Source organism: Lysinibacillus sp. FSL K6-0102 (assembly GCF_038003545.1).
Lineage (GTDB): Bacteria > Bacillota > Bacilli > Bacillales_A > Planococcaceae > Lysinibacillus > Lysinibacillus capsici.
This window is the reverse complement of the sequence record NZ_JBBOPH010000001.1, coordinates 2,034,279-2,056,191: the sequence shown is the minus strand read 5'-3', so window position 1 is coordinate 2,056,191 and position 21,913 is coordinate 2,034,279. Positions and strand designations below refer to the sequence as shown.

Below are 21,913 nucleotides of genomic sequence, written 5' to 3'. Positions count from 1 at the left end.
CCTGCACAAACAGGTGGCTGGTTTTAGCGAATTAAACTAATAATAGTATGTGGTTCATGTTTTATATCGTCATATTTATTGACCATATCCAACACGATAGCTCCATCCTGTGTTATAGCATACACCCAGACGGCATGAGGATTTTGTTCTACATAATCCTTCCATGTAAATACTTCTGTAATTTTCGTTTGACGAAGTTGTGCACCTTGCTCTATCAGTTCATTGAGCTGATGAATATCATGCTGTGCATCGACAAGAAGCTGTCCCCCGTACTTCCGTGAGTAATTTTTGGGGTCTGTAGAATGTAAAGCCGTTTGAAAAATATTGAGACGCCCTAATTCTGGAACAAAGTCTGCACAAACAAGGACATTATAGGCGTCCTGCTTTGTTGCTACAATTAATTGATCATATGGGGTTAAATCAACATAAAACTCAGTATGCTCGCTTAAAATATCACCTGTTTCCGTCTTAATACCATTTTGTCGAGCAGCAGATAAATCTTCCCATGCACGATCCATCATCAACACATCAATTCCGTTATTTTGCAGGGACGTTGCGAGCTGTGTTGTAAATGGAGAAGCGCCTACAATCACAATACCTTTCCCAGTGGAAGCTTGTAGATCTAATTTTTTCGCAAGCCAGCCAATGCTAAAGCCATGGGCAACCACTGTCGCAAAAACAAGTGCTAATGTGAGCGCTGTTAATAATTGTGCACTTTGAAAACCTACGTCTTGTAGTGCCGTTGTAAAGTAACCTGAAACGGTTAATGCTACAATCCCTCTCGGTGCAATCCACCCAATTAAGGCCCGTTCTTCAAATGTTAAGCCCGTATTAATGGTCGCAATCCAAATCGATAACGGTCGAACAATAAACATCATTGCTAGCACGAATAGTAGCATACGCCAATCAACGATTTGCCATAACGTATCGATGGTTAAAGACGACGTCAGCATAATAAAGACACTTGAAATTAAAATAACCGAAATATTTTCTTTAAAATGCAACAGCTCATGATGACTTGTTAAATGCATATTTGCCATCACAAGCCCCATCACTGTCACAGCCAATAAGCCCGTCTCATGCATGATGGCATCGCTTAGGGCAAAAACAAGTAAAATAGTAGCAAGTAACAAAGGTGATTTCAAAAACTCTGGAATCAAACCACGCTCCAAGCATTGCCCCATTACATAACCGACGCCCCCTCCTAACAGGGCGGCTAAAAAGGCGGAAACAAAGAAAATGGTTAGAGATGTCCCACCTTCTAAATGATATATACCCAAAACGATCTGATACGCAAATAGCGCTAACAATGCGCCAAAAGGATCTACAACGATGCCTTCCCACTTTAAGATAGCTGCTGGTCGCTCCTTCAATTTTGCTTGTCTCAATAAAGGCAAAATAACGGTTGGACCTGTCACAATAAATAATCCACCAATGACAAAAGAGACTGGCCATGATAGCCCTGCAACAAAATGCGCGGCAGTAGAGCCTGCAATCCAAGCGATGGCTGCCCCTACTGTGGAAATACGCAATATGGACTTCTTAAAGCCACGTATTTCTCGAAAATCAAGGCTTAAACTTCCTTCAAATAATATAACGGCAACTGCCAGAGAAATAATGGTATGAAAAATAGGGCCAAATGTCTCTTTTGGAGACACTAACCCTGTAAACGGACCAATAATTAGCCCAGCGATACTCATAATGACAATGGCAGGCATGCGAAAACGCCATGCTAACCACTGTGAAAACAAACCGATAAAAATAATAAAAGGTAACTGAAATAGTAAATTGTCAAACATATGTACCACCTACAATATCCTAGGATGAATGTATATTCCCTCATTTTAGAAGGACTAAACCTGTTACCTTACATTATGTACGTATTGTGCCAAAATTATCACTTTACCTCATCATGACCATAAACGTAATCACATTATAAAGCGCTGGTGCAACCAAAGCGAAAGCTAAACATACCACTGCAGCCCATTTTGTGTTCTTAATACCACGATCATCGCCTGTCTTTAGATGATGAAAATAAGTTAATGTGAAATAAAAGCATAAAATCATAAACAAGGGGAAAATGAGTTGTTGAGCAAAGCCATGTAGAAATGTAGCCATTGAAGAAACCTCCTATTAATATCCTCTTTACATAAATATTGTAATATACCAACTCTATTTCTACCATAAAAAAAGCAGGATCCTCCACTCTGATCCTGCTCCTAATTATTTAGATGAATCTTTTTAACAATGATTCATATAGACCCACCATTAACAATCCAATTAATATTGGAATGAGGGATGTAAAACTGAAATAAAAGCCTACATCCTGATATTGTCCCGTAAAGTGAAATTGTAGCCAAGACACCTCATAAGTTTCCCCTACCCCATATAAGAAAATAGTGGTAAATAAAAATAATGCCAGACATTTTAGTCCTTGCGCTTTTTTCATAGTATCACCTCATTGTACAACGGTCATTTGTTGCGCATAGCTTAAAAGATCCTCAACTGTTAATTCTGGATTTTGCCCAACCATACTATATTGGTAGCCGTTTTCTTGCCAAGCAAGGGAACGGAAATTTTCACCATCCATAACAGTGCCTTTTTGTCCTCGAATATCTATTTCTTTTTCATTTAAAATGGGACCAATATCTGTAACACTAGCATCTGCTTTAAAAATCGTGACAAAAAAGGCTAGCTCTCCATCTAAAACATAATCGAAAGAGTATTCTGGTCGTTCCTCTATCCCTTTAACCATGGATATGTTGTCTAACGTTAGACCATTTACTTCTGGTACTAATAAAAACTTTTCAAGCTGCTGCTTTACGTCGTCCAATGAAACGGATTCAGAAGTATCCTGTCCGCTAATTTCCTGAATCGTTACATCCTTTGGTAGATCTAGTGTAAATTGTTGAGCATCTATTTTTTCACCAAAATTAATCTTAGAATATTCAGTGAGCATATGAGTCCCTGCACTATCTGTCTTCATTTTTAATGTCAGCCAAGTCTTTTTATCAATCCAAGCTTCAATATCGCCGAATAACGATTCCGTATTCTTCGTTTTTGCGACGATTTTATAGGTATCTCTACCTGCAACCTTCTCTTCTCCTGCTATCTTAATATCATGCGTATCTTTAACCATATTAAAAATAAGCTGTACCTGATCTTTAGGTGATTGCAAGCTGTCTAATTCAGGTTGTGAATAATCCATTGTGTAGGCTGTTTTTTCAGTGACATCATAGCTAATCACTTTAGCATCATTTTTGACTGTGATAACATGTTCACCATTATCGCCTGTCATTTCTATCCGTCTATTGCTATCCTTTACCCATTCCTTCACTTGAGCTTTACCACCTAGCTCTCCCATATCTAACATATATTCGCCATAATAAGTGAGTGGCTCTTTCGATTCTTGAAGGGCTTGGTCGATAATTTCCTGAGGTGTATAAGTTGCCTCTGAATTACAGCCCACCAAGCTAAATGTCATAACAGCAATTAAGCCTGCTGCTCGGCAAGATCTTTTCCAATTCATCATTCATTTACTCCTTTATAAGGTGGTAGCCAGCAAATTACCGCTGTTCCAATGTTCTCTCTAGAAAGCAGTTCGACAGTACCCCCATGTTTTTCAATAATTTGTTTTGTAATATTTAAGCCTAGTCCTGTTCCTCGTTCACCAGCCTTTGATCTCGCATAATCTGCTTGATACATTGGCTCGAATAATTTAACAATGTCCTGTTGTGGTATGCCTCTTCCGTGATTTTGCACAATTATATACATACCTTCTTGCTTGTTTAAAGCAGACTTCAAGAAATCAAAGCCCCATTCGGGATCATTTCCAGCATTGACTGCCGCTAAGCCTATTGTTGTCCCCTTTTCCCCATAACGCCAGGCGTTGCTCAATAAATTATCAATGACACGCTGAAGTTGTTTAGGATGCACAGCATAGAGTCCATCTACGGAACAGAAGACTTTTAATGTAAATCCTTCTTCCTCACATAACGGTTCATAGTCAGACAAGGCCATGTCAAAAAATTCTTCTCCATCCACAGCAATGAGCTCTAATGTATAGTTCGTTGATTGAAGTAAGGTAAACATCATTAAATCCTCTAGCATATGCTTCATCCGATCTGCCTTCGTAACGATGACCTGCTGATATTCTGCCACCTGCTGTTCTGATAAGCCTTTATTTTGTAAAGATTCCGCATAGGCTTGGATGGCTGTAAGGGGTGTTTTCAAATCATGGGAAATACTTGCAATCATCATTTCTTTTTGCTGTTGTTCCGCTTTTAAGGAAGCTCGAGTCTTTTCAATTTCAACCTGCATCGCCTCAAATGTTTTGGCGAGTGCCCCAATCTCATCTTTTCTTACGCTTAGAGTTGATTTAACATGCTGACCTTTCGCAAAATTACGCATGTGCTGCATCAGTTCACCTAATGGCCGATTCAGTTTCCGATGAAGCAACAAGATGACAGTTAAATAAATGATAAGAAACAACAGGATCGTGCTTGCGATGACAAGCCATGAACGCTTTTCTACACCCTTTACCCAATCTGTTCGTATTAATTGAATTTCATAGATGCCAAGCAAATCACCTTTTAGATATACAGGCTCCTTGTATGTAAAGGCGTTGTATGCTTGCTGTAAATCAAATAAACCATTTAACATGCGCTCTTTCCCTACATAGCCCGTTAGCAAAGGGTTGGAGGAATATAAAACATAGCCAGATTTCGTATAGAGGGTAATCGCCAACTTCTCATTGGTAAGTTCCTCTATCTCCTCAAAATCGGCATTTTTTTGATAAAGCACTGGATTGTCAACGACATCTTTTACCTGATTTAGCTCTGTCCACTTGTCAAAGTACTCCGCCACATTTTTATCTTGGTAATAAGCATTAATCCACACATAAAGGCTATAAGCTCCTACTATGGGTATGACCATTACAATAAAAAACATAATTAGTAACCACGCTTTTATTTTCATAATGGTTCACCAATAAAACGGTAGCCCTTACCCCACACAGTTTGAATGAAATTTGGGTTTTTCACAGAATCCTTGAGCTTTTCGCGCAGTGCCTTGATATGCACTGTGACAGTATGAGTGTCCTCTAACGTTGCTTGCTGCCAAATATGCTGATACAGTTCTTCTTTTGTAAAGGTTTGATTCGGATTTTTAGCTAGCAGCCTAACAAGGGCAAACTCCTTTTGAGTTAATGCAATTTCTTGCTGATAAACACATACTATTTGTCGTTGCCAATCTATTGTTAATCCATTCGCATAGGCAGTATGCTCTTCTATCACGTCTTGCTTGTGGTAGCGTCGCCAGCGTCTAAGATGAGAGGCAACTCGTGCCTTTAATTCTTCTAAGCTAAATGGTTTAGCGATATAATCGTCTGCCCCCTGCAAGCCCTCCACCTTATCCGCATCTTCCTTGCGGGCACTCATCATTAGGATTGGCACATCACTCTCCCAACGGATATTTTGACAAACCGTTAACCCATCCATTTCTGGCAGCATCCAATCCACTAGCACTAAATCAAAAGGTTGCGTTTGAAAATCTTCCAGTCCCTCAAGGCCCGTAGTAGCCCATGTCACACAATAGCCCTCCTGTTCTAGCGTATCCTTCACAATGCGCCCAATCGCTGTATCATCCTCAATCAGTAGTAATTTTTCCTTCATCATTTTCCTCCTGCATTCACCTTACTACGAAAAAAACGGTTTTCTCCGAACTTTACACTTTCTTTATAATTACCTTAGAGCGTATCCGCACTTTACACAAGGGGGGAGGCTACCGATTTCATCGAAGCAGTTTTCTTCCTGCCCGGGCTATCCGCCAATTTTGTGGGGCTATCCTTCACTTTGCCGGTTCTATCCACTACTTTAACCGGGCTATCCGCCAATTTTGCCGTTCTATCCACTACTTTAACCGGGCTATCCGCCACTTTGCCGGTTCTATCCGCTACATCCTTCATTTTTATCCCATTAAAAAAAGGAATGCACTGTGATTGTGCATTCCTTAGCGAACTAGAAAAATAAACTTAGAATATAGTAAATCAATGCTGCCATGACAGCAGAGATTGGCATCGTGATGACCCATGTTGTAACGATTTTACGTGCCATCCCCCATTTAACGCCTTTAACACGGTGTGCTGTTCCGACACCCATGATGGATGAAGAAATTACATGTGTTGTAGAAACTGGTAAATGGATTAATGTGGCACCAAAGATAATCGATGCAGAAGCTAAGTCTGCTGCAACCCCATTTACTGGGCGGATTTTCATGATTTTACCGCCAACCGTTTTGATAATTTTATAGCCTCCGACAGATGTACCAAGACCCATCGCAGTTGCTGCAGCAAAACGTACCCAGAAAGGAATATCATCTCCTTGGTGTAGGCCGCCGGCGATTAGCGCCAAGGTAATAATACCCATTGCCTTCTGCGCATCATTTGTCCCGTGTGTAAAGGATTGTAAGGCTGCTGTCCCAATTTGCATTGTACGGAAGCCTTTATTCGTTCGATATAAATTCATATCTTTGAAGATGACTTTTAATAATGTCATCATCAGGAAACCAGCTGCGAACGCTAGTAATGGTGAAAAAATAAGTGCTTGAAGAATTTTAATAAACCCAGCATAGTTCAAAATATCAAATCCTGCTGCGGCAATAGCTGCCCCTGCAACAGAACCTATTAATGTATGAGAAGAACTTGATGGAATCCCAAAATACCATGTTAATAAATTCCATGTAATGGCAGATAATAAGGCTGCTAAAATAACAACAGAACCTGTAATATCGCCATCATAGGCATTTAAAGAAAATGGGTCCACAATATCTTTTGTTAAGGCTTTGGCTACCCCAACGAATGTAATCGCTCCGACGAAGTTCATTACTGCTGCCATATAAACCGCAGTACGTGGCTTTAAGGCACGGGTCGATACAGAGGTAGCAATCGCATTGGCTGTATCATGGAAGCCGTTAATAAAGTCGAACACAAGTGCGAAAATAACGACTAATATGGTGATTAATAAGATCGTATCCATTTCGTACACTCCATCTTATGCATTACGCATAATTATTGTTTCAATTGTGTTTGCTACTGTTTGACAGCTGTCCGCAATGTCTTCAAATTGCTCATAAATATCCTTGAAAACAATCAAACGCATTGGGTCTTTTTCTTGGATGAATAATTGCTTCATTGAAGAACGGAAAATTTCATCACATTCACGTTCATTGTCCTTAATTTGAATAGCATGTTTACGCATTTCCACAAGCTTTTTACTATTTAACAGTTCCATGGCTTGTACCATTTCGTCCGTGCTTTTCGCAATATATGTGAGGAATTGACGCATTGGCTCTGTTACTTCTGTTAGGTTGTACATATTGAAGTGCGCAATACAGCCTTCCATTCCATCAATCACATCATCTAATTTATTGGCTAATGCTAAAATATCTTCACGCTCAATTGGCGTCATAAAGGATTTATTCAGCATAACGATTAGCTCATGGATTAATTTATCGCCACTTGTTTCGTATTGCTTCATTGTATCTGCAATTTCTTTTAGCGCATCTATATCTTGAATACGGGCATTATGAGCATAATAGATACCCTCATTCACGTTTTTCGCGATTTTTAATAGTGACTGAAAAAATGGATCTTGCTTATTTGAGTTGAACATCCTGTTCCTCCTGTTGAAAAAATATTGTCAATTTCTGAACCATCATAACAAAACATTTACACAATTCTACAAAATTTTAAACACTAAGATGTTGATTTTACAAAACTGTAATATAAAATTTGCCACATTTATTTTTAAGCTATTTCGCAAGTTGTAAACGTTGGAAATCAAATATTAAAAATCACTATTTTTTCTTTAAAAATGACCATTTTTTCTTTTATTTTTATAAAAATACTTGAAATAAACTTTTTTCTGCTTATTTGTTTGTCTTGTGAAATGTTAAGGAATTGTAAACGAAATTTACATGAAAATGCTGGAATTTCATTGTTATTTTTTGACTTCCGCAGTACGCTATGTTAAAACGCAATGAGGAAAGATGGGAGCATATTTATGGATATTGATTTACTTTCACTCACAATATTATTACTACTTGCTTTTATCGCATCTTTTTTAAATGCGATTGTTGGAGGTGGTGGGCTCATCTCCTTACCTGCATTAATGGCTGTTGGTTTACCTCCAAGTACAGCCATTGCCACAAATAAACTGGCCAATACCATTAGTAATGGTACAAGTATGCTAACTTTTTTACGTGCAGGTAAAGTTGATATCAAGAAAATCGGAAAAATCCTCCCCTTTATCTTTGTAGGGTCTTTACTCGGTGCCTTTACTGTCCATCTTGTGTCCCCTGCTATTTTAAAACCACTTATGCTTGTTATGCTCGTCCTTGTAGCTGCTTATACAATGTTTAAAAAAGATTGGGGACAGCAATATCAAGAGCGTGTACTTAGTACAGCCAAACATTTAGCCTATATAGGTGCATTTGCGGCTATTGGTTTTTACGATGGCTTTTTTGGACCAGGTACGGGTTCATTTTTTATTTTTATTCTATTAATGATGGGTTATGATTTTCTCCAAGCTGCTGGTAATGCGAAAGCTTTTAATTTCACCTCAAATTTAGCGGCATTAATCATGTTTTTAGTTTTAGGAGAAGTTCATTTTCTCTATGGTTTTTCGATGGGCTTTGTCATGATCTTTGGGGCAATCCTTGGATCCAAATTTGCGCTGAAGCGTGGAACGAGCATGATGCGTGTCATCTTTATTGTCATGACATGTTTATTGATTTTGAAAAATGCCTGGGATTATTTCTTTCATTGAGACCGCCAATTTTCAGTCAATTGACAAAAAATATTAGCGTGCTATAATACTTTTGGGCTTCACCGCATTGAAGCGCAGAAGTATTTATTAGGAGGATTCACATGTTTCGAATAGAAGCAAAGAGTAACCCTCGATTTCTTGAGGCAAGCTTTATCACTATTTTAATTATCGTCATAATGGCTTATAGTATTGGCTATTTAAAGGCTACGCCGCATATCCCGATTTTTCTTGTGATTGCCCTTTTACTGGCTTATGGATTACTGAAAAAAGTACCCTTTCGCGATCTTGAGGGTGGTATGATTGCTGGTGCTAGCGCTGGACTTGGCGCCGTTTTTATTTTCTTTTTTATTGGCATTTTAATTTCCAGCTGGATTATGGGTGGAACGATCCCAACCCTTATCTATTATGGCTTTTTAACTGTGTCGCCAAACTTTTTCTTTGCTATCGTGTTTTTAATTTGTAGTATCGTTGGTATTTCAATTGGAAGCTCTCTGACAACTGTCGCAACGGTTGGTGTAGCATTTATGGGCATTGCCGGAGCTATGGATATCTCGCTAACCATTACAGCTGGAGCGATTGTTTCTGGGGCCTTCTTTGGTGATAAAATGTCTCCATTATCCGATACAACCAATCTTGCTTCTGGTACAGTTGGTGTAGACCTTTTTGAGCATATTAAAAATATGGGCTGGACAACCATCCCTGCTTTTCTTATCTCCTTTGTGCTCTATGCTATTATCTCCCCAACAGGAGCTGCTACATCCTTTGAGACAGTGGAGCAATTTAAAGGGGGTTTACTGTCTACAGGACTTATTCATTGGTATACATTATTGCCAATTGTTGTTCTCGTAATCATGACTTTTTACAAGGCACCTGCAGTCATTACATTGGCTGTTGTGTCCATTATTGGAGTAGGTCTTGGCTCTTTACTTGACCCAGTTCCCGCTTCAGATGTCTTCAAAATTCTGTTTGATGGCTATGTCTCTCAAACTGGTAATAAAGAGGTAGATGCCTTGCTCACTCGTGGTGGGATGAATAGTATGCTATTTACAATCGCGCTTGTCTTACTTGCTTTAACAATGGGTGGCCTTTTATTCACACTAGGCATTATTCAAAGCATTTTAGCGAAGGTCGAAAGCTTATTTAAAAGTGCTGGCTCTGTTATTACAGGTGCTGCCATCACCGGCATCGGTGTTAATACATTGATCGGTGAACAGTACTTATCCATTCTATTAACTGGTGAGGCCTTTAAGGCACAATTTGCAAAGGTTGGGCTTGCACCAAAAAACCTTTCACGCGTCATGGAGGATGCAGGTACGGTCGTCAACCCTCTTGTGCCTTGGAGTGTTTGTGGTATTTTTATCGCAAGTGTTCTCGGTATTTCCACACTGGATTACCTACCATTCACCTTCTTCTGTTTACTTGGACCAATTCTTACGATCTTGTTTGGCTGGAGTGGCAAAACATTAACAAAGCTTTAACCATAACAAAAGGTATCTGAAAACAACATCAGCTACCTTTTTATTTTACTCAAAATTTTTGTGGACATCATTTTTTCCAATCATTGAGAAACACCATTTCTTACTACCTTGACTATGTGTTGTATAAAATAATTTTAATACTTTATCGGATCGGAAATTTGATAGCGTGTAAAGCTAGCTGTTGGAGAGAAAGCTATCATTCCAATTTGGAATCAAAATTCATGATTTTTCGCATTTCTGTTGGATGATCTCCTTTGCTATGCTCTACTAAAGGAGATGAAATAGGATGACAACAAAAACAAAATGGAATGCTCATTTATATGATAAAAAGCATGATTTCGTATCAAAATTGGGTACAAGCTTAGTCGATCTACTAGCGCCGCAAAAAAATGAACATATTTTAGATGTGGGTTGTGGTACAGGAGATTTGGCTAATGACATATCAGCACTTGGAGCTTCTGTGCTCGGAGTAGATGCGTCGGCTACGATGATTTTAGCTGCTCAGCAAAAATATCCTGCCATTAACTTTCAAACGATGGAAGCTACAGCGATGCACTTTTCTCAGCAATTTGATGCTGTTTTCTCAAATGCCGCACTTCATTGGATGAAGGAACCTGATGTAGTTATTGAAAATGTCTATGGTGCACTGAAGAACGGTGGACGCTTTGTTGCTGAAATGGGTGGACAAGGCAATATTGCATCTATCATTTGGGCTCTGCAAAAAAGTATGGAAACTTTACAATTTCCCTATATCGACCACTATTTCCCTTGGTATTTTCCAAGCGTCGAGGAATATCAATCAAAATTAGAAAAGGCAGGCTTTCAGGTCGAGAATATCACACTCTATAAACGCCCTACACCACTTCAAGGGCAGGATGGGCTTCGCAACTGGTTAGTCATGTTTAGTGAAAATCTTCTACAGCACTTAAAGGCTGATGAGAAAGAGCAGGTTTATGCGACATGTGAGGAATTATTAAAGCCAACTTGTTTCCAACAGAATGAATGGGTCATTGATTATTATCGTCTGCGCTTTATTGCTCGTAAAAAATAGATTACAAAAGGTTACTATTCTGTTGTAGTAACCTTTTTTCAATGCTAAGAGCGAGGCAGCAATATTACAATGACGCCTATTAAGCATATCCCTGCGCCAATAAAGTCTAAATGATCGGGCTTTTTGCCATCAATGCCCCACCCCCATAAAATAGATAACACGATGAATACCCCACCATAGGCTGCATAAACTCTGCCAAAGGTAGGGAAGGACTGGAATGTTGCAACAACGCCGTACAGAGCAAGTGCAATACCGCCAATAATGCCCCAATAAAAAGGTTTACCCTCTCGTAACCAAAGCCAAATTAAATAGCCCCCATCTATTTCACCAATTCCCGCAAGAATAAATAATAATATAGCGATCATACTGTATCTCTCTTTCTCATTTTCACTCTATTATACATGTCTTACATACTCCAATATGTAATGGTGTCCGTTATTCCGATTAAAATTAATAGGATACCTGCTGTCATTTGAATAGCTCTTCCCATTTTCATACTTTTTCGTAGGATAATACGCTTGGCATCAAAGACATAGATCAACAGAAGCATGATGATGAGCGGTACAGCGGTCGCTACGCCAAAAATACTAGGTAGAAGCAGCCCATAGGAAGTGCTCGCCACAAGGGGCATTAACCATACAAAAAATAGAACAAACATAGTGGGACAAAAGGCAATAGAAAAACTAGCACCCATTAAGAACGAGCCAAATTTCCCCTCTTTTACTACAGGCGGCAGCAGCGATGTTAAACGTTGTAGAAAGGTTAATTTGAATAAACCGATTAGCACCAGCCCTGTTAGCAGCATCATCGGCCCAATAGCCTGACGAAAGATTGGAAAATAAACGGTCATCTTTGTTTCAAATGATTGTCCAAAAAGCCAAGCACAAAAGCCAAGCACACTAAAAACAACCACTTTCCCCACTATAAAAAACATAATTTCTTGCCAATTACTGCTCTTTTGAAGTGTTCGATTGCCGTAAAATGTAATGGCACTCATATTACCTGTTAACTGACATGGAGCAAAGGCGCCTATCAAGCCAAGAAGAATGGCCATCATCAGGGCAGAATGCTCATAGCCCTGTACAAATTGCGTAAGCGGTTCACTAATCAACTGACTAATGGTGGACAATATACTATACATCTAAACACCCTCTATCTATTATTTATACTAAAATAGTATAAAGGTACATTATGAATAAACAGTGCAGAAAACGGCTTTACCCATACACGCTATTACACGCTACTAAAAAATCATCATAATCAGCCGAGACATACTTTGTAAGCAAGTAAGTATCCGATACAATATGAGAAAATTCTTTTACTGAATAGCTATGTAAAAGATTTTGCTGACAATCTGGTTCAATTACACTCTTAGGCAGCAAGGCAATACCAAGACCATGCTTGACGAAATGCTTGATTACCTCTGTTTGATTAATATGCATTGTTTGATGGCTAGTAAATTGCTGTAGCACCTGTTGTACTTCCTGCCAATAGGGCGCATATTCATGTGTGAAAAGCGTTTCCTGCTGTAAAAGGGTGAAAGCATCATATTCCTTTTTAGCAATAGGAGCAATTAAATGCAATGGTTCTTGTGCGAGCATTACCGTGTGAAGCTCACGAGTTGAGGTTAATTTGGATAAGCCCATATCGATTACACCAGTAAATACCGCTTCCCCAATTTCATTGGATTTTAAAAGTTCTATCACTACCTGAGTAGAGGGCTTTCGATGCTGGAATGCTGTAATAATAGCTGGTAATGTTGAATTCGCTATTTGCGGAGCAACGCCAATCGTAAGCTTAGCGGTGTAGCCTTTTACGAAGGAATCCATTTGTTGTAGCCCTTCATCTAAAGCGGACAGGATTTTTTGTGCCTGCAGACGAAAATAAGCACCCTGCTGATTTAACGTCACCTGTTTGCTCTGTCGATTAAATAATGGGGTTTGCAATGCCCTTTCTAAATGCTGGATATGCTTCGTTACAGTCGATTGTGTAATAAATCGTTTTTCAGCTGTTTCTCGAAAGTTTTCAGTTTGTGCTGCCACTATAAATGTGCGTAGCCACTCTGTCTCCATCGCCATCCCTCTTTCGTTTTCAACTAGTATAACGAAAAATTTGTAAGTCTTGAAACCTTTTTTCAACATAAGCGTATGTATAGCTAACGATGTCAGTAGGAGGAATGAAAGATGTCTTTTTTTCATAAAGCATTAGCAAGTATTGGTATAGGTTCAGCGACAGTGGATACAAGATTGGAGAAGGATACTTATCGTGCTGGAGAGGTCATGCAGGGTGAAATCATTGTGCGTGGCGGTCAAGTTGAGCAACAGGTCGACACGATTTACCTATCCGTCAATACGACCTATATCCGTGAGTCGAATGATCACAAACATACAGAGGTTGCCGCACTGCAGAAGGTCAAAGTAACAGAGCCTTTCACACTGGGCGCCGGCGAGGAAAAAATCTTCCCTATTTCATTAACATTGCCATTTGAAACACCGATTAGTGCAGGTAAAACACAGGTATGGATTCAAACGGGTCTTGATATTAAAAATGCGGTCGATCCGAGTGATAAGGATTATATTCGTGTCGAGCCAACAGCACTAGCAGGTCATATATTAGATGCGATTCGTGGATTAGGTTTCCGTTTACGTGAAGCTGAATGTGAACAAGCTCCTTCACGCTTCCGCGGCTACTATCCATTTGTCCAAGAATTTGAATTTGTACCCACTGGACAATATAGAGGCCATTTAGATGAGCTTGAGTTAGTTTTCCTTTCTCAATCCAACCATTCTGCAGAGATTTTCATGCAAATTGATCGCAAAGTAAAAGGCATTGGTAGCTTTTTTGCTGAAGCATTAGATATGGATGAAAGCTATGTTCGCACAACGGTTACGATGCATGACCTACCGACACTACAAGCAAAGCTTCAGCAAATCATTTCAAAACATGCCTAATGAACTAAAAAGTAGTTGAAGCCTAACTTCAGCTACTTTTTTTATGATCAAATAGGAGGGTGAAAAGGATGATGATGAAAGCGGCATTATTTGATTTAGACGGAACATTATTAAATAGAGATGCATCTGTCGAACTCTTCATTAAGCAGCAATATGAGCGATTAAAGGGAGTACTAGGTTCCATTCCAAAAGAACAATATATAGCTCGTTTTATCCAATTAGATAAGCGGGGCTACGTTTGGAAGGACCATGTCTATCAGCAATTGGTAGAAGAATTTCACCTTGTTCATATTACGTGGGAAGAACTTCTTCAAGATTACCTAAACGAATTTAAATATAGCTGTGTCCCTTTTCCTAACCTTATCCCTATGCTAGAACAATTGAAAAGGGATCAGTTGGCTTTAGGCATGATTACGAATGGCTATGGGCATTTTCAGATGGACACTATAAAGGCATTAGCAATTGAACATTATTTTGATGTCATTTTAGTTTCTGAATGGGCAGGCATGAAAAAACCCGATCCTCAACTGTTTTTAAATGCCATCGAAAAGCTGAATGTCCTTCCTCATGAATGTGTTTTTATCGGCGACCATCCTGTGAATGATGTCAAAGGTGCTCAACATGTGGGAATGAAGGGCATTTGGAAAAAAGATAAACAATGGCAACATGTTCAAGCGGATGCCATCGTGGAGGATTTATTAGAAATACCGATATTCATTGACTCTTTCAGCCCATCATGCTAAAAACCCATCTACCAATAAGTAGATGGGTTTTTGTTCTATCTTATTTCACAGCTTGCTTTACTTTTTCCAGCACTTCTTCAGCTGTCGCTAGCTGTAATGCCTCTGTTGCTAAAGTCTGCATCTCTGGGACAGATAATTGCTTTAGCAAGGCCCTCGTTTTTAAAATAGACGTAGCACTCATCGAGAACTCATCTAAGCCTAGGCCTAGCAATAGTGGAACAGCATGCTCATCGCCAGCCATTTCTCCACACATTCCTACCCATTTCTGTTCTTGATGGGCAGCTTTAATGACCATTTGAATTAAACGTAATATGGCTGGGTTATATGGTTGATATAAATAAGAAACTTTTTCATTCATCCGATCTGCCGCCATTGTATATTGAATTAAATCATTTGTCCCGATGGAGAAGAAATCCACTTCTTTGGCAAAAATATCTGCCATTACGGCTGTCGAGGGAATTTCAACCATCATCCCGACCTCGATGGAAGAGCCTACTGCAACCCCTCCAGCTATCAGCTTTTCCTTTTCCTCAAGCAAAATGGCTTTAGCCGCACGGAATTCTTGAATGGTCGCTATCATAGGGAACATAATTTTTAAGTTTCCGTAGACAGATGCTCACAGTAGTGCTCGCAATTGTGTGCGGAATAACTCCTGCTGGTCAAGACATAGACGAATGGCACGGTGACCAAGGAATGGATTCATTTCTTCTTGCAAAGGTAAATATGGCAGGTGCTTGTCGCCACCAATATCCAGTGTTCGAATAACAACTGGCTTGCCCTTCATTCCTTCCAAGACTGTTTTATACGCTGTAAATTGTTCTTCCTCAGAGGGTAAATTTTCTCTGCCCATATATAAAAACTCTGTTCGATATAAGCCAATTCCCTCTGCTCCATGACGCAATACACCATCCAAATCATTTGGCGATCCAATATTAGCCGCTAGCTCAACATGCACGCCATCTTTAGAAACGGTTTGCTCATTCACTAAAGTAGACCATTCCGCCTGCTGTACACGATATTTTTGTGCCTTTTCCTGATAGTCTGCAATCACATCGGCACTTGGATTCACTAGGACTTGACCCGTCAAACCGTCAACAATTATAGTATCGCCATCCTGAATTGTTGTCGTAGCAACCCCTGCCCCTACGACTGCTGGGATTTCTAAGCTACGAGCCATGATGGCTGAATGGGATGTACGCCCACCAATATCGGTAATAAAACCGAGAACATAGTTGCGATCTAATTGGGCTGTCTCTGAAGGTGTCAAATCATTCGCTACGATAATTACCTGTTCGTTAATATTGCTTGGATTTGGAATATGTACTCCGAGTAAATGTGCTAATATGCGATTTGTCACATCTTTAATATCTGATGCACGGGCACTCATGTATTCGTCATCCATACCTTCAAATAATGCCACAAACATAGAGGTTACTTCATGCAATGCATACTCCGCATTTACCGCTTCGTCTGCAATTTTTTGATTGATAGGCCCAATTAATTCGGGATCATGAACCACTAATAAATGTGCCTCAAAAATTGCGGCTTCTTCTGCACTAAATTTTTCTAATGTTTGCTGTCGAATGACAATCAGTTCTTGCTCTGCTTTGGCAAGAGCGGCTGCTAAACGTTTCTGCTCTGCCTCGATATCATGAACAGTTGTTTTAGCGAATGTTAAATCTGGTTGGACGAAACGATATGCTTTCGCAATGGCAATGCCGTCTGAAGCGGCAATACCAGTGAGTCGTGTCATTGTGCAAGCCCCATTTCCGTGATGAGTGTCGTTAGTGCTGCTAATGCTTGCTCTTCGTCTTCCCCCTCTACAACAAGTGTAAATTGTGAACCTTGCTTTAAGGCTAATCCCATCACACCTAAGATTGATTTCAAGTTAGCTGCTTTTTCTTCTGTACGTATTTCTATAGATGAAGCAAATGGTGTTGCTTTTGCCACAAGCTGGCTCGCTGGTCGTGCATGAATACCTAAAGGATCGACTACTGTAAATTGTTGTGTTTTCATAATTTATTCTCCTCTTCTTGTAAGTCTGTTAAAACCATTACATTTGGATGTTTCGATAAAGCAGTTGCAGGTACGTCTTCTGTATAATCAGATGCCAGTAAACGCTCTAACACCTCACGCTTAGCTTCTCCCACTGCGAGTAACAAAATGCATTTTGCCCGCATAATCGATTGAATACCCATCGTGTATGCCTGTGTTGGCACTTCGTCAATGGATGAAAAGAAACGCGCGTTAGCTTGACGAGTAGATTCTTCGAGTGTTACAAGATGTGTTAAAGAAGCAAATGACGTACCAGGCTCATTGAAGCCGATATGACCATTTTGACCGATACCAAGCAGTTGGAAATCTAAGGGATATTGTTGCAGTAATCCTTCATAGCGAGCTGTTTCCACTAAAGGATCTACTGCTAATCCATCTGGTAAATACGATGCTAAAAATGGTTTTTGGTTAAATAAATGTTTGTTCATATAATAGGCGTAGCTTTGCTGATGAGTTGCCTCAAGCCCAACATACTCATCCAAATTAAAGCTAATACAATGTGAAAAATCAATATCTGTTTTACAGATTTTAGCATATAGTGGTTCCATTGTTCCACCAGTAGCTAACCCGAACGTTGTGGCGCCATTATTTTTGGCTTCAACGATGGTCGCTACTGCATGTGAATATAAATCATCCATTGAGGAAAATCTTTTTACTTTCACCACATATCCTCCTTTGTATCCTAGAAATGAATACGCTGACCATACTGATCAATGAGCGCATCGTTATTATTTTCCCCTAAATTACTGCTACCAAACACTGGTACACTAGCGCCCTGTGCATGCATAAGCTCAATGATTTGAGCGAATAAAGCATTTAGTAAAGTCGCACCTAACACCGTTGATACAGGAGCATATTGCAATTGGTCAACGGTTAACACACCATCACCTAATGGCACATGCGTATTCAAAACTTCATCTACTACTTGCTCTAAACGCTTGCCTGACGGATGGCGCGACGGCTGGTGCTGATATTCCAGTGATTGGAGTGAAATAGTCAAAGCGCCCGCTTCCTTTGCATAGGTAGCCATATCAATGGGCACTGGATTATTGGCAGAGGTTGAAATGATGATACAAACATCTTGCTCATCAAATTGCAGCTGATCCTTATAGGTGGCTAAAAAAGCCTGTTTTTTTTCATTTTGTGAGGATTGCCGTGCACCCTGATGTAGCATTAACGATTCTATGTGTATCGGTTTGACAGGCACTAAGCCACCTGCTCTATAGTAACATTCCTGTGCTAATAGCATGGAATGACCAGAGCCAAAGAGCTGGATAATGCCTCCCTTTGTGAGACGTTTAACAATTTGCTTGGCAATATGCATAAGTTGGTTGCTTTCCTGCTGTGCCACCATTGTTAAATATCGATTTACTAGTTGAAAATAGGTATTCATGTTCTATCACCTTTTCATTTCCATCGTTTCATGCAAGATGTTTGTATACCTGCTGCATATTAGTAACTATTGTCCACTTGAATTTGCATCATATAAGACCTTGCCCGCCTTAATCGTTTGGTGGAGCTTTAAATGTTCATCTAAAATCACTGCATCCGCATCAAAGCCTTGTATAAGCTGACCCTTATTACCTAGCTTCAATTGCTCAGCAGCATTAAAGCTGGACATTTTGACAAGCTCCTCCAGCGTACAATTCGTAATGTGATGCATATTCCGTACAGCCTGATCCATTTTTAAAATACTGCCTGCTAACGATCCATTTGACAAATGGGCACCTGCTTCTGTCACATGGACTGTTTGACCGCCTAAATCATATGCTCCGTAGGGCATTCCCTTTGCGCGCATGGCATCTGTAATTAAAATAAGCCCGTCCGCTCCCTTTAAGCGATAGGCCATTTCCACCGCTCCTTCATGCATATGGATAAAATCAACAATCAGTTCTGCCTTAATCGCATCTAGCAGCAGGACACCGCCAACTACACCTGGATCTCGATGGTGGAATGGACGCATTTGGTTGTATAAGTGTGTCCCCTGTGTGGCACCTAATTGAGCCGCTTGTTGCATTTGCTCAAAGGTAGCATCCGAATGACCAATTGAAACAATGACACCGCTAGCAGAAATACTTTGCACAGCTGCCATGCCATTCGGCTCTTCTGGTGCTAGCGTAATTTGCTTGATTTTATGGCCACTTAGTTGCTGCCATTTTGTCCATATATCTAAATCTAGCTCGACAATATATTCAAGAGGCTGTGCCCCTGCTCGCTGCTTTGAAACAAATGGCCCTTCGATATGAATACCCAGTACCTCTGCTTCATCTGGCTGTGGCTGGAACTGTGCTACATTTTCAATAGCTCGTTCAATGTTGTCATAGCTTTGTGTCATCGTTGTAGCTAAAAAGCTTGTCGTTCCTTCTTTTAAAAGGGATTGAGCCATCGTATGAAGCCCTTCATCAGAAGCATCCATCGTATCCATTTGAGCGGATCCATGAATGTGCATATCAATAAATCCTGGCAATAAAAATTTCCCTGAACCATCAAGCTGTTCTACATCGTGGATATCAAGCTGAGGAGCAATTTGCGCAATTTTACCATCCTTCATCCATACATCTACCTGTTCATCTCGTCCATTGCCATTCACTACTGTGATATTTCGAATGAGTAAACTCAAGAAAAACATCTCCTTCTTGAACAAGGGCTGTCGAAAAGGCATCCGTGTGCAATAGCTCATTGCCTCTGTATACCTTCGCTAACAGCCCCATTAGTTGTTACTTCTTCATTGTAATAATATTCGTTGAGCCTGCTCGTTGATAGCCAGTCTTTTCAAGTGTAATCTCTTGCCCCATTAAGCTTGTAAAGACAACTGGTGTGATGACAGAAGGTACTTGCCCTTCAATCTGTACAAGGTCTGCTTTTAATAACGCATCCCCACGCTTAACTTTTTGACCATCTGTAACGAACAGATCAAAACCATCACCATTTAGTTTGACCGTATCTAAGCCAACATGAATTAATACTTCAATGCCCGTATCAGATTTTAAGCCAATTGCATGCTTTGTGGGGAACACCATCACTACTTGACCATCAAATGGTGCATAGACTGCTCCATCTGTCGGACGTATCCCGAAACCTGGGCCCATCAAGCCTGCTGAAAATGCCTCATCAGGCACTTCTGTTAAAGGCAATAAATCACCCGTCATTGGCATTTCGAAATCACGGAATGTCATCGTGTCATTCTTCACCGTTTCTTCCATGACAGGCTGAGCTGATGGAAGTCCTACATTGGCTGGTGCTGGATTGCCTTTTTTCAAACGTTCTTTTATGGCCTCAGCTAAAAACTCCACGGATGTCCCAATGATTACTTGGACATTGGTTTTACTAATACGCATAACTCCTCTTGCACCTGTTTGCTTCAATGTTTTTTCATCGACGCTAGCAGAATCCTGTACTAATAATCGTAGGCGAGTTGTACAATAATCCACTTGCTTAATATTGTCTTTTCCACCTAATGCTTCAATTGTATAATATGCACGTAAATCGACATCATCAGCAATAGCATTTACTTCGCCATCCTCATCCTCATCGTCTTCACGTCCTGGTGTTTTTAAGTCTAATTTTTTGATTAAGAAATAGAATACCACAAAGTAAATCGCCCCAAAGCCTAAACCTAAAGGTAGTAAGAGCCATGGTTTATCTGCCAGACCAAGGTTGAGTAAGTAGTCAATTAAGCCTGCAGAGAACCCAAAGCCGTCACGGAATCCAACGAGATAGGCCACAGCCAATGAAATACCTGTTAATACAGCATGAATACCATAAAGAACTGGTGATAAGAACATAAAGGAAAATTCAATAGGCTCTGTAACACCCGTTAAAAAGGCTGTTAAAGCGATGGAAACGAACATCCCTCCAACGATTGGACGCTTTTCTTTTTTCGCTGCAAAATACATTGCTAGACAGGCTGCTGGTAAGCCAAACATCATAATTGGGAAGAAACCAGCTTGGAAATGTCCAGCTGTCGTGTCTCCTGCTAGGAAGCGGTTGATATCCCCTTTCACGATTTCGCCTGCAGCATTTGTAAATTCACCGAAATCAAACCAAATAATTGTATTGATTACATGGTGGAGACCCACTGGAATTAATAGACGGTTGAAGAAGCCATACATCCCTACACCAAGTGATCCTGCACCAATCATCCAATTACCGACAGCATCAATACCACCTTGAATTGGTCCCCAAACAATTGCTAAAATACTACCTAAAATTGCCATGGTGATGGACGTAATAATCGGTACAAAGCGCCGTCCACCGAAGAATGATAACCATTCTGGAAATTTCACATTATAATATTTGTTATATAATAAGCCTGCCGTAATACCGGCAATAATACCACCAAACACACCCATATTTAATTCTTCGTTAACAGTCCCTAAAACGGCGACTAAAACAAGATGCGCAATCGCACCTGCTAGAGCTGCGCCACCACTGCTATCATGTGCAAACCCCATCGCAATACCGATAGCAAAAATAATTGGTAAATTCCCTAGTATAGCATTACCAGAAGCGGCCATAATACTAGCAATGTACTGGATGGCTTCATTCGGTACGGCCCCAAGCATATCCGCTGAACCTAAACGCAATAGTAATGCTGCTGCTGGTAATGTTGCGATTGGAAACATGAGCGACTTACCGATTTTTTGTAAGAAAGCAAACATTCATTATCCCCCTTTGGTATAGTTGTCTAGACCACTTTAGTAAAAAAAAAGCGTTTTCACTAAGTTGCTATTATTATAGGCGCAATTCAAAAAAAAATAAATACTTTTTTAATATTTCGTGATGTTAAACAAAAAAACCGCACCCTAAT

The 21,913-nt window shown here is 40.0% G+C and carries 21 protein-coding genes and 1 pseudogene; 5 read left to right on the top strand and 17 right to left on the bottom strand.

What is annotated here, in order from left to right; translation table 11 throughout:
- Window positions 1-23: 23 nt before the first annotated feature.
- From NYE73_RS10170 to NYE73_RS10135, 8 genes are all read right to left on the bottom strand, one after another.
- A complete protein-coding gene (locus NYE73_RS10170; RefSeq protein ID WP_259948858.1) occupies window positions 24-1,799 on the bottom strand; it encodes a cation:proton antiporter in 1,776 nt (591 codons plus the stop codon).
- Between the two features lie 103 nt (window positions 1,800-1,902).
- On the bottom strand, window positions 1,903-2,118 hold the full coding sequence (locus NYE73_RS10165) for a hypothetical protein (protein WP_048390387.1): 216 nt from the start codon (window positions 2,116-2,118) through the stop codon (window positions 1,903-1,905).
- A 109-nt stretch (window positions 2,119-2,227) separates the two neighbouring features.
- A complete protein-coding gene (locus tag NYE73_RS10160) occupies window positions 2,228-2,449 on the bottom strand; it encodes a hypothetical protein (protein WP_004229062.1) in 222 nt (73 codons plus the stop codon).
- 9 nt (window positions 2,450-2,458) lie between these two features.
- Window positions 2,459-3,529, bottom strand: a complete 1,071-nt coding sequence (locus NYE73_RS10155) for a LolA family protein (protein WP_259948852.1) — start codon at window positions 3,527-3,529, stop codon at window positions 2,459-2,461.
- Complete coding sequence (locus tag NYE73_RS10150; RefSeq protein WP_259948849.1) at window positions 3,529-4,977, bottom strand: HAMP domain-containing sensor histidine kinase; 1,449 nt, start codon at window positions 4,975-4,977, stop codon at window positions 3,529-3,531. The genes NYE73_RS10155 and NYE73_RS10150 overlap by 1 nt, the downstream gene beginning before the upstream one ends.
- Complete coding sequence (locus tag NYE73_RS10145) at window positions 4,974-5,672, bottom strand: response regulator transcription factor (protein ID WP_259948848.1); 699 nt, start codon at window positions 5,670-5,672, stop codon at window positions 4,974-4,976. Before NYE73_RS10145 ends, NYE73_RS10150 begins: the two co-directional genes overlap by 4 nt.
- Window positions 5,673-6,017: 345 nt before the next feature.
- Window positions 6,018-7,034, bottom strand: coding sequence for an inorganic phosphate transporter (locus NYE73_RS10140; RefSeq protein WP_004229076.1), 1,017 nt, complete (start codon window positions 7,032-7,034; stop codon window positions 6,018-6,020).
- A gap of 15 nt (window positions 7,035-7,049) precedes the next feature.
- Complete coding sequence (locus NYE73_RS10135; RefSeq protein WP_004229078.1) at window positions 7,050-7,670, bottom strand: DUF47 domain-containing protein; 621 nt, start codon at window positions 7,668-7,670, stop codon at window positions 7,050-7,052.
- Between the two features lie 390 nt (window positions 7,671-8,060).
- Between NYE73_RS10135 and NYE73_RS10130 the strand changes: the two genes are divergently transcribed.
- The 3 genes from NYE73_RS10130 (at window position 8,061) to NYE73_RS10120 (ending at window position 11,354) form a co-directional block, all read left to right on the top strand.
- Window positions 8,061-8,825, top strand: coding sequence for a sulfite exporter TauE/SafE family protein (locus tag NYE73_RS10130; protein ID WP_066037452.1), 765 nt, complete (start codon window positions 8,061-8,063; stop codon window positions 8,823-8,825).
- A 101-nt stretch (window positions 8,826-8,926) separates the two neighbouring features.
- Window positions 8,927-10,303 carry a Na+/H+ antiporter NhaC gene (nhaC, locus tag NYE73_RS10125; protein WP_259948845.1) on the top strand — a complete coding sequence of 459 codons (1,377 nt, stop codon included), beginning with the start codon at window positions 8,927-8,929 and terminating at the stop codon, window positions 10,301-10,303.
- Between the two features lie 286 nt (window positions 10,304-10,589).
- Window positions 10,590-11,354 (top strand): class I SAM-dependent methyltransferase, encoded by a 765-nt coding sequence (locus tag NYE73_RS10120; RefSeq protein ID WP_259948843.1) that lies wholly within the window; start codon window positions 10,590-10,592, stop codon window positions 11,352-11,354.
- A gap of 44 nt (window positions 11,355-11,398) precedes the next feature.
- Here the strand turns inward: NYE73_RS10120 and NYE73_RS10115 are convergent, their stop codons facing one another.
- The 3 genes from NYE73_RS10115 to NYE73_RS10105 form a co-directional block, all read right to left on the bottom strand.
- Complete coding sequence (locus NYE73_RS10115; protein WP_259948841.1) at window positions 11,399-11,719, bottom strand: YnfA family protein; 321 nt, start codon at window positions 11,717-11,719, stop codon at window positions 11,399-11,401.
- 41 nt (window positions 11,720-11,760) lie between these two features.
- Window positions 11,761-12,495 carry an urease accessory protein UreH domain-containing protein gene (locus NYE73_RS10110; protein WP_259948839.1) on the bottom strand — a complete coding sequence of 245 codons (735 nt, stop codon included), beginning with the start codon at window positions 12,493-12,495 and terminating at the stop codon, window positions 11,761-11,763.
- 76 nt (window positions 12,496-12,571) lie between these two features.
- The gene (locus NYE73_RS10105) at window positions 12,572-13,426 is read right to left on the bottom strand and encodes a LysR family transcriptional regulator (protein ID WP_103117863.1); all 855 of its coding nucleotides are present in this window, start codon (window positions 13,424-13,426) and stop codon (window positions 12,572-12,574) included.
- Window positions 13,427-13,537: 111 nt separating this feature from the next.
- Between NYE73_RS10105 and NYE73_RS10100 the strand changes: the two genes are divergently transcribed.
- Both NYE73_RS10100 and NYE73_RS10095 read left to right on the top strand, forming a co-directional pair.
- Entirely contained in the window at window positions 13,538-14,305 is a 768-nt protein-coding gene (locus NYE73_RS10100; RefSeq protein WP_054550900.1) for a sporulation protein, read from the top strand.
- Window positions 14,306-14,376: 71 nt separating this feature from the next.
- Window positions 14,377-15,048 (top strand): HAD family hydrolase, encoded by a 672-nt coding sequence (locus NYE73_RS10095; RefSeq protein WP_048390363.1) that lies wholly within the window; start codon window positions 14,377-14,379, stop codon window positions 15,046-15,048.
- 40 nt (window positions 15,049-15,088) lie between these two features.
- On the opposite strand, the pseudogene ptsP reads toward NYE73_RS10095, so the two are convergent.
- The 6 genes and pseudogenes from ptsP to nagE all read right to left on the bottom strand — a co-directional run bounded on the left by ptsP (window position 15,089) and on the right by nagE (window position 21,764).
- Window positions 15,089-16,801: pseudogene (ptsP, locus tag NYE73_RS10090) on the bottom strand (phosphoenolpyruvate--protein phosphotransferase).
- Window positions 16,798-17,064 carry an HPr family phosphocarrier protein gene (locus tag NYE73_RS10085; RefSeq protein WP_004229305.1) on the bottom strand — a complete coding sequence of 89 codons (267 nt, stop codon included), beginning with the start codon at window positions 17,062-17,064 and terminating at the stop codon, window positions 16,798-16,800. The pseudogene ptsP and the gene NYE73_RS10085 overlap by 4 nt, the downstream one beginning before the upstream one ends.
- On the bottom strand, window positions 17,061-17,765 hold the full coding sequence (locus NYE73_RS10080) for a glucosamine-6-phosphate deaminase (protein ID WP_103117861.1): 705 nt from the start codon (window positions 17,763-17,765) through the stop codon (window positions 17,061-17,063). The genes NYE73_RS10085 and NYE73_RS10080 overlap by 4 nt, the downstream gene beginning before the upstream one ends.
- Window positions 17,766-17,785: 20 nt before the next feature.
- A complete protein-coding gene (locus NYE73_RS10075) occupies window positions 17,786-18,496 on the bottom strand; it encodes an SIS domain-containing protein (protein WP_259948835.1) in 711 nt (236 codons plus the stop codon).
- Between the two features lie 66 nt (window positions 18,497-18,562).
- Window positions 18,563-19,723, bottom strand: a complete 1,161-nt coding sequence (gene nagA, locus NYE73_RS10070; protein ID WP_103117859.1) for an N-acetylglucosamine-6-phosphate deacetylase — start codon at window positions 19,721-19,723, stop codon at window positions 18,563-18,565.
- 97 nt (window positions 19,724-19,820) lie between these two features.
- Window positions 19,821-21,764: an N-acetylglucosamine-specific PTS transporter subunit IIBC gene (nagE, locus tag NYE73_RS10065; RefSeq protein WP_259948830.1), complete on the bottom strand. Its 1,944-nt coding sequence runs from the start codon at window positions 21,762-21,764 to the stop codon at window positions 19,821-19,823.
- Window positions 21,765-21,913: the final 149 nt, after the last annotated feature.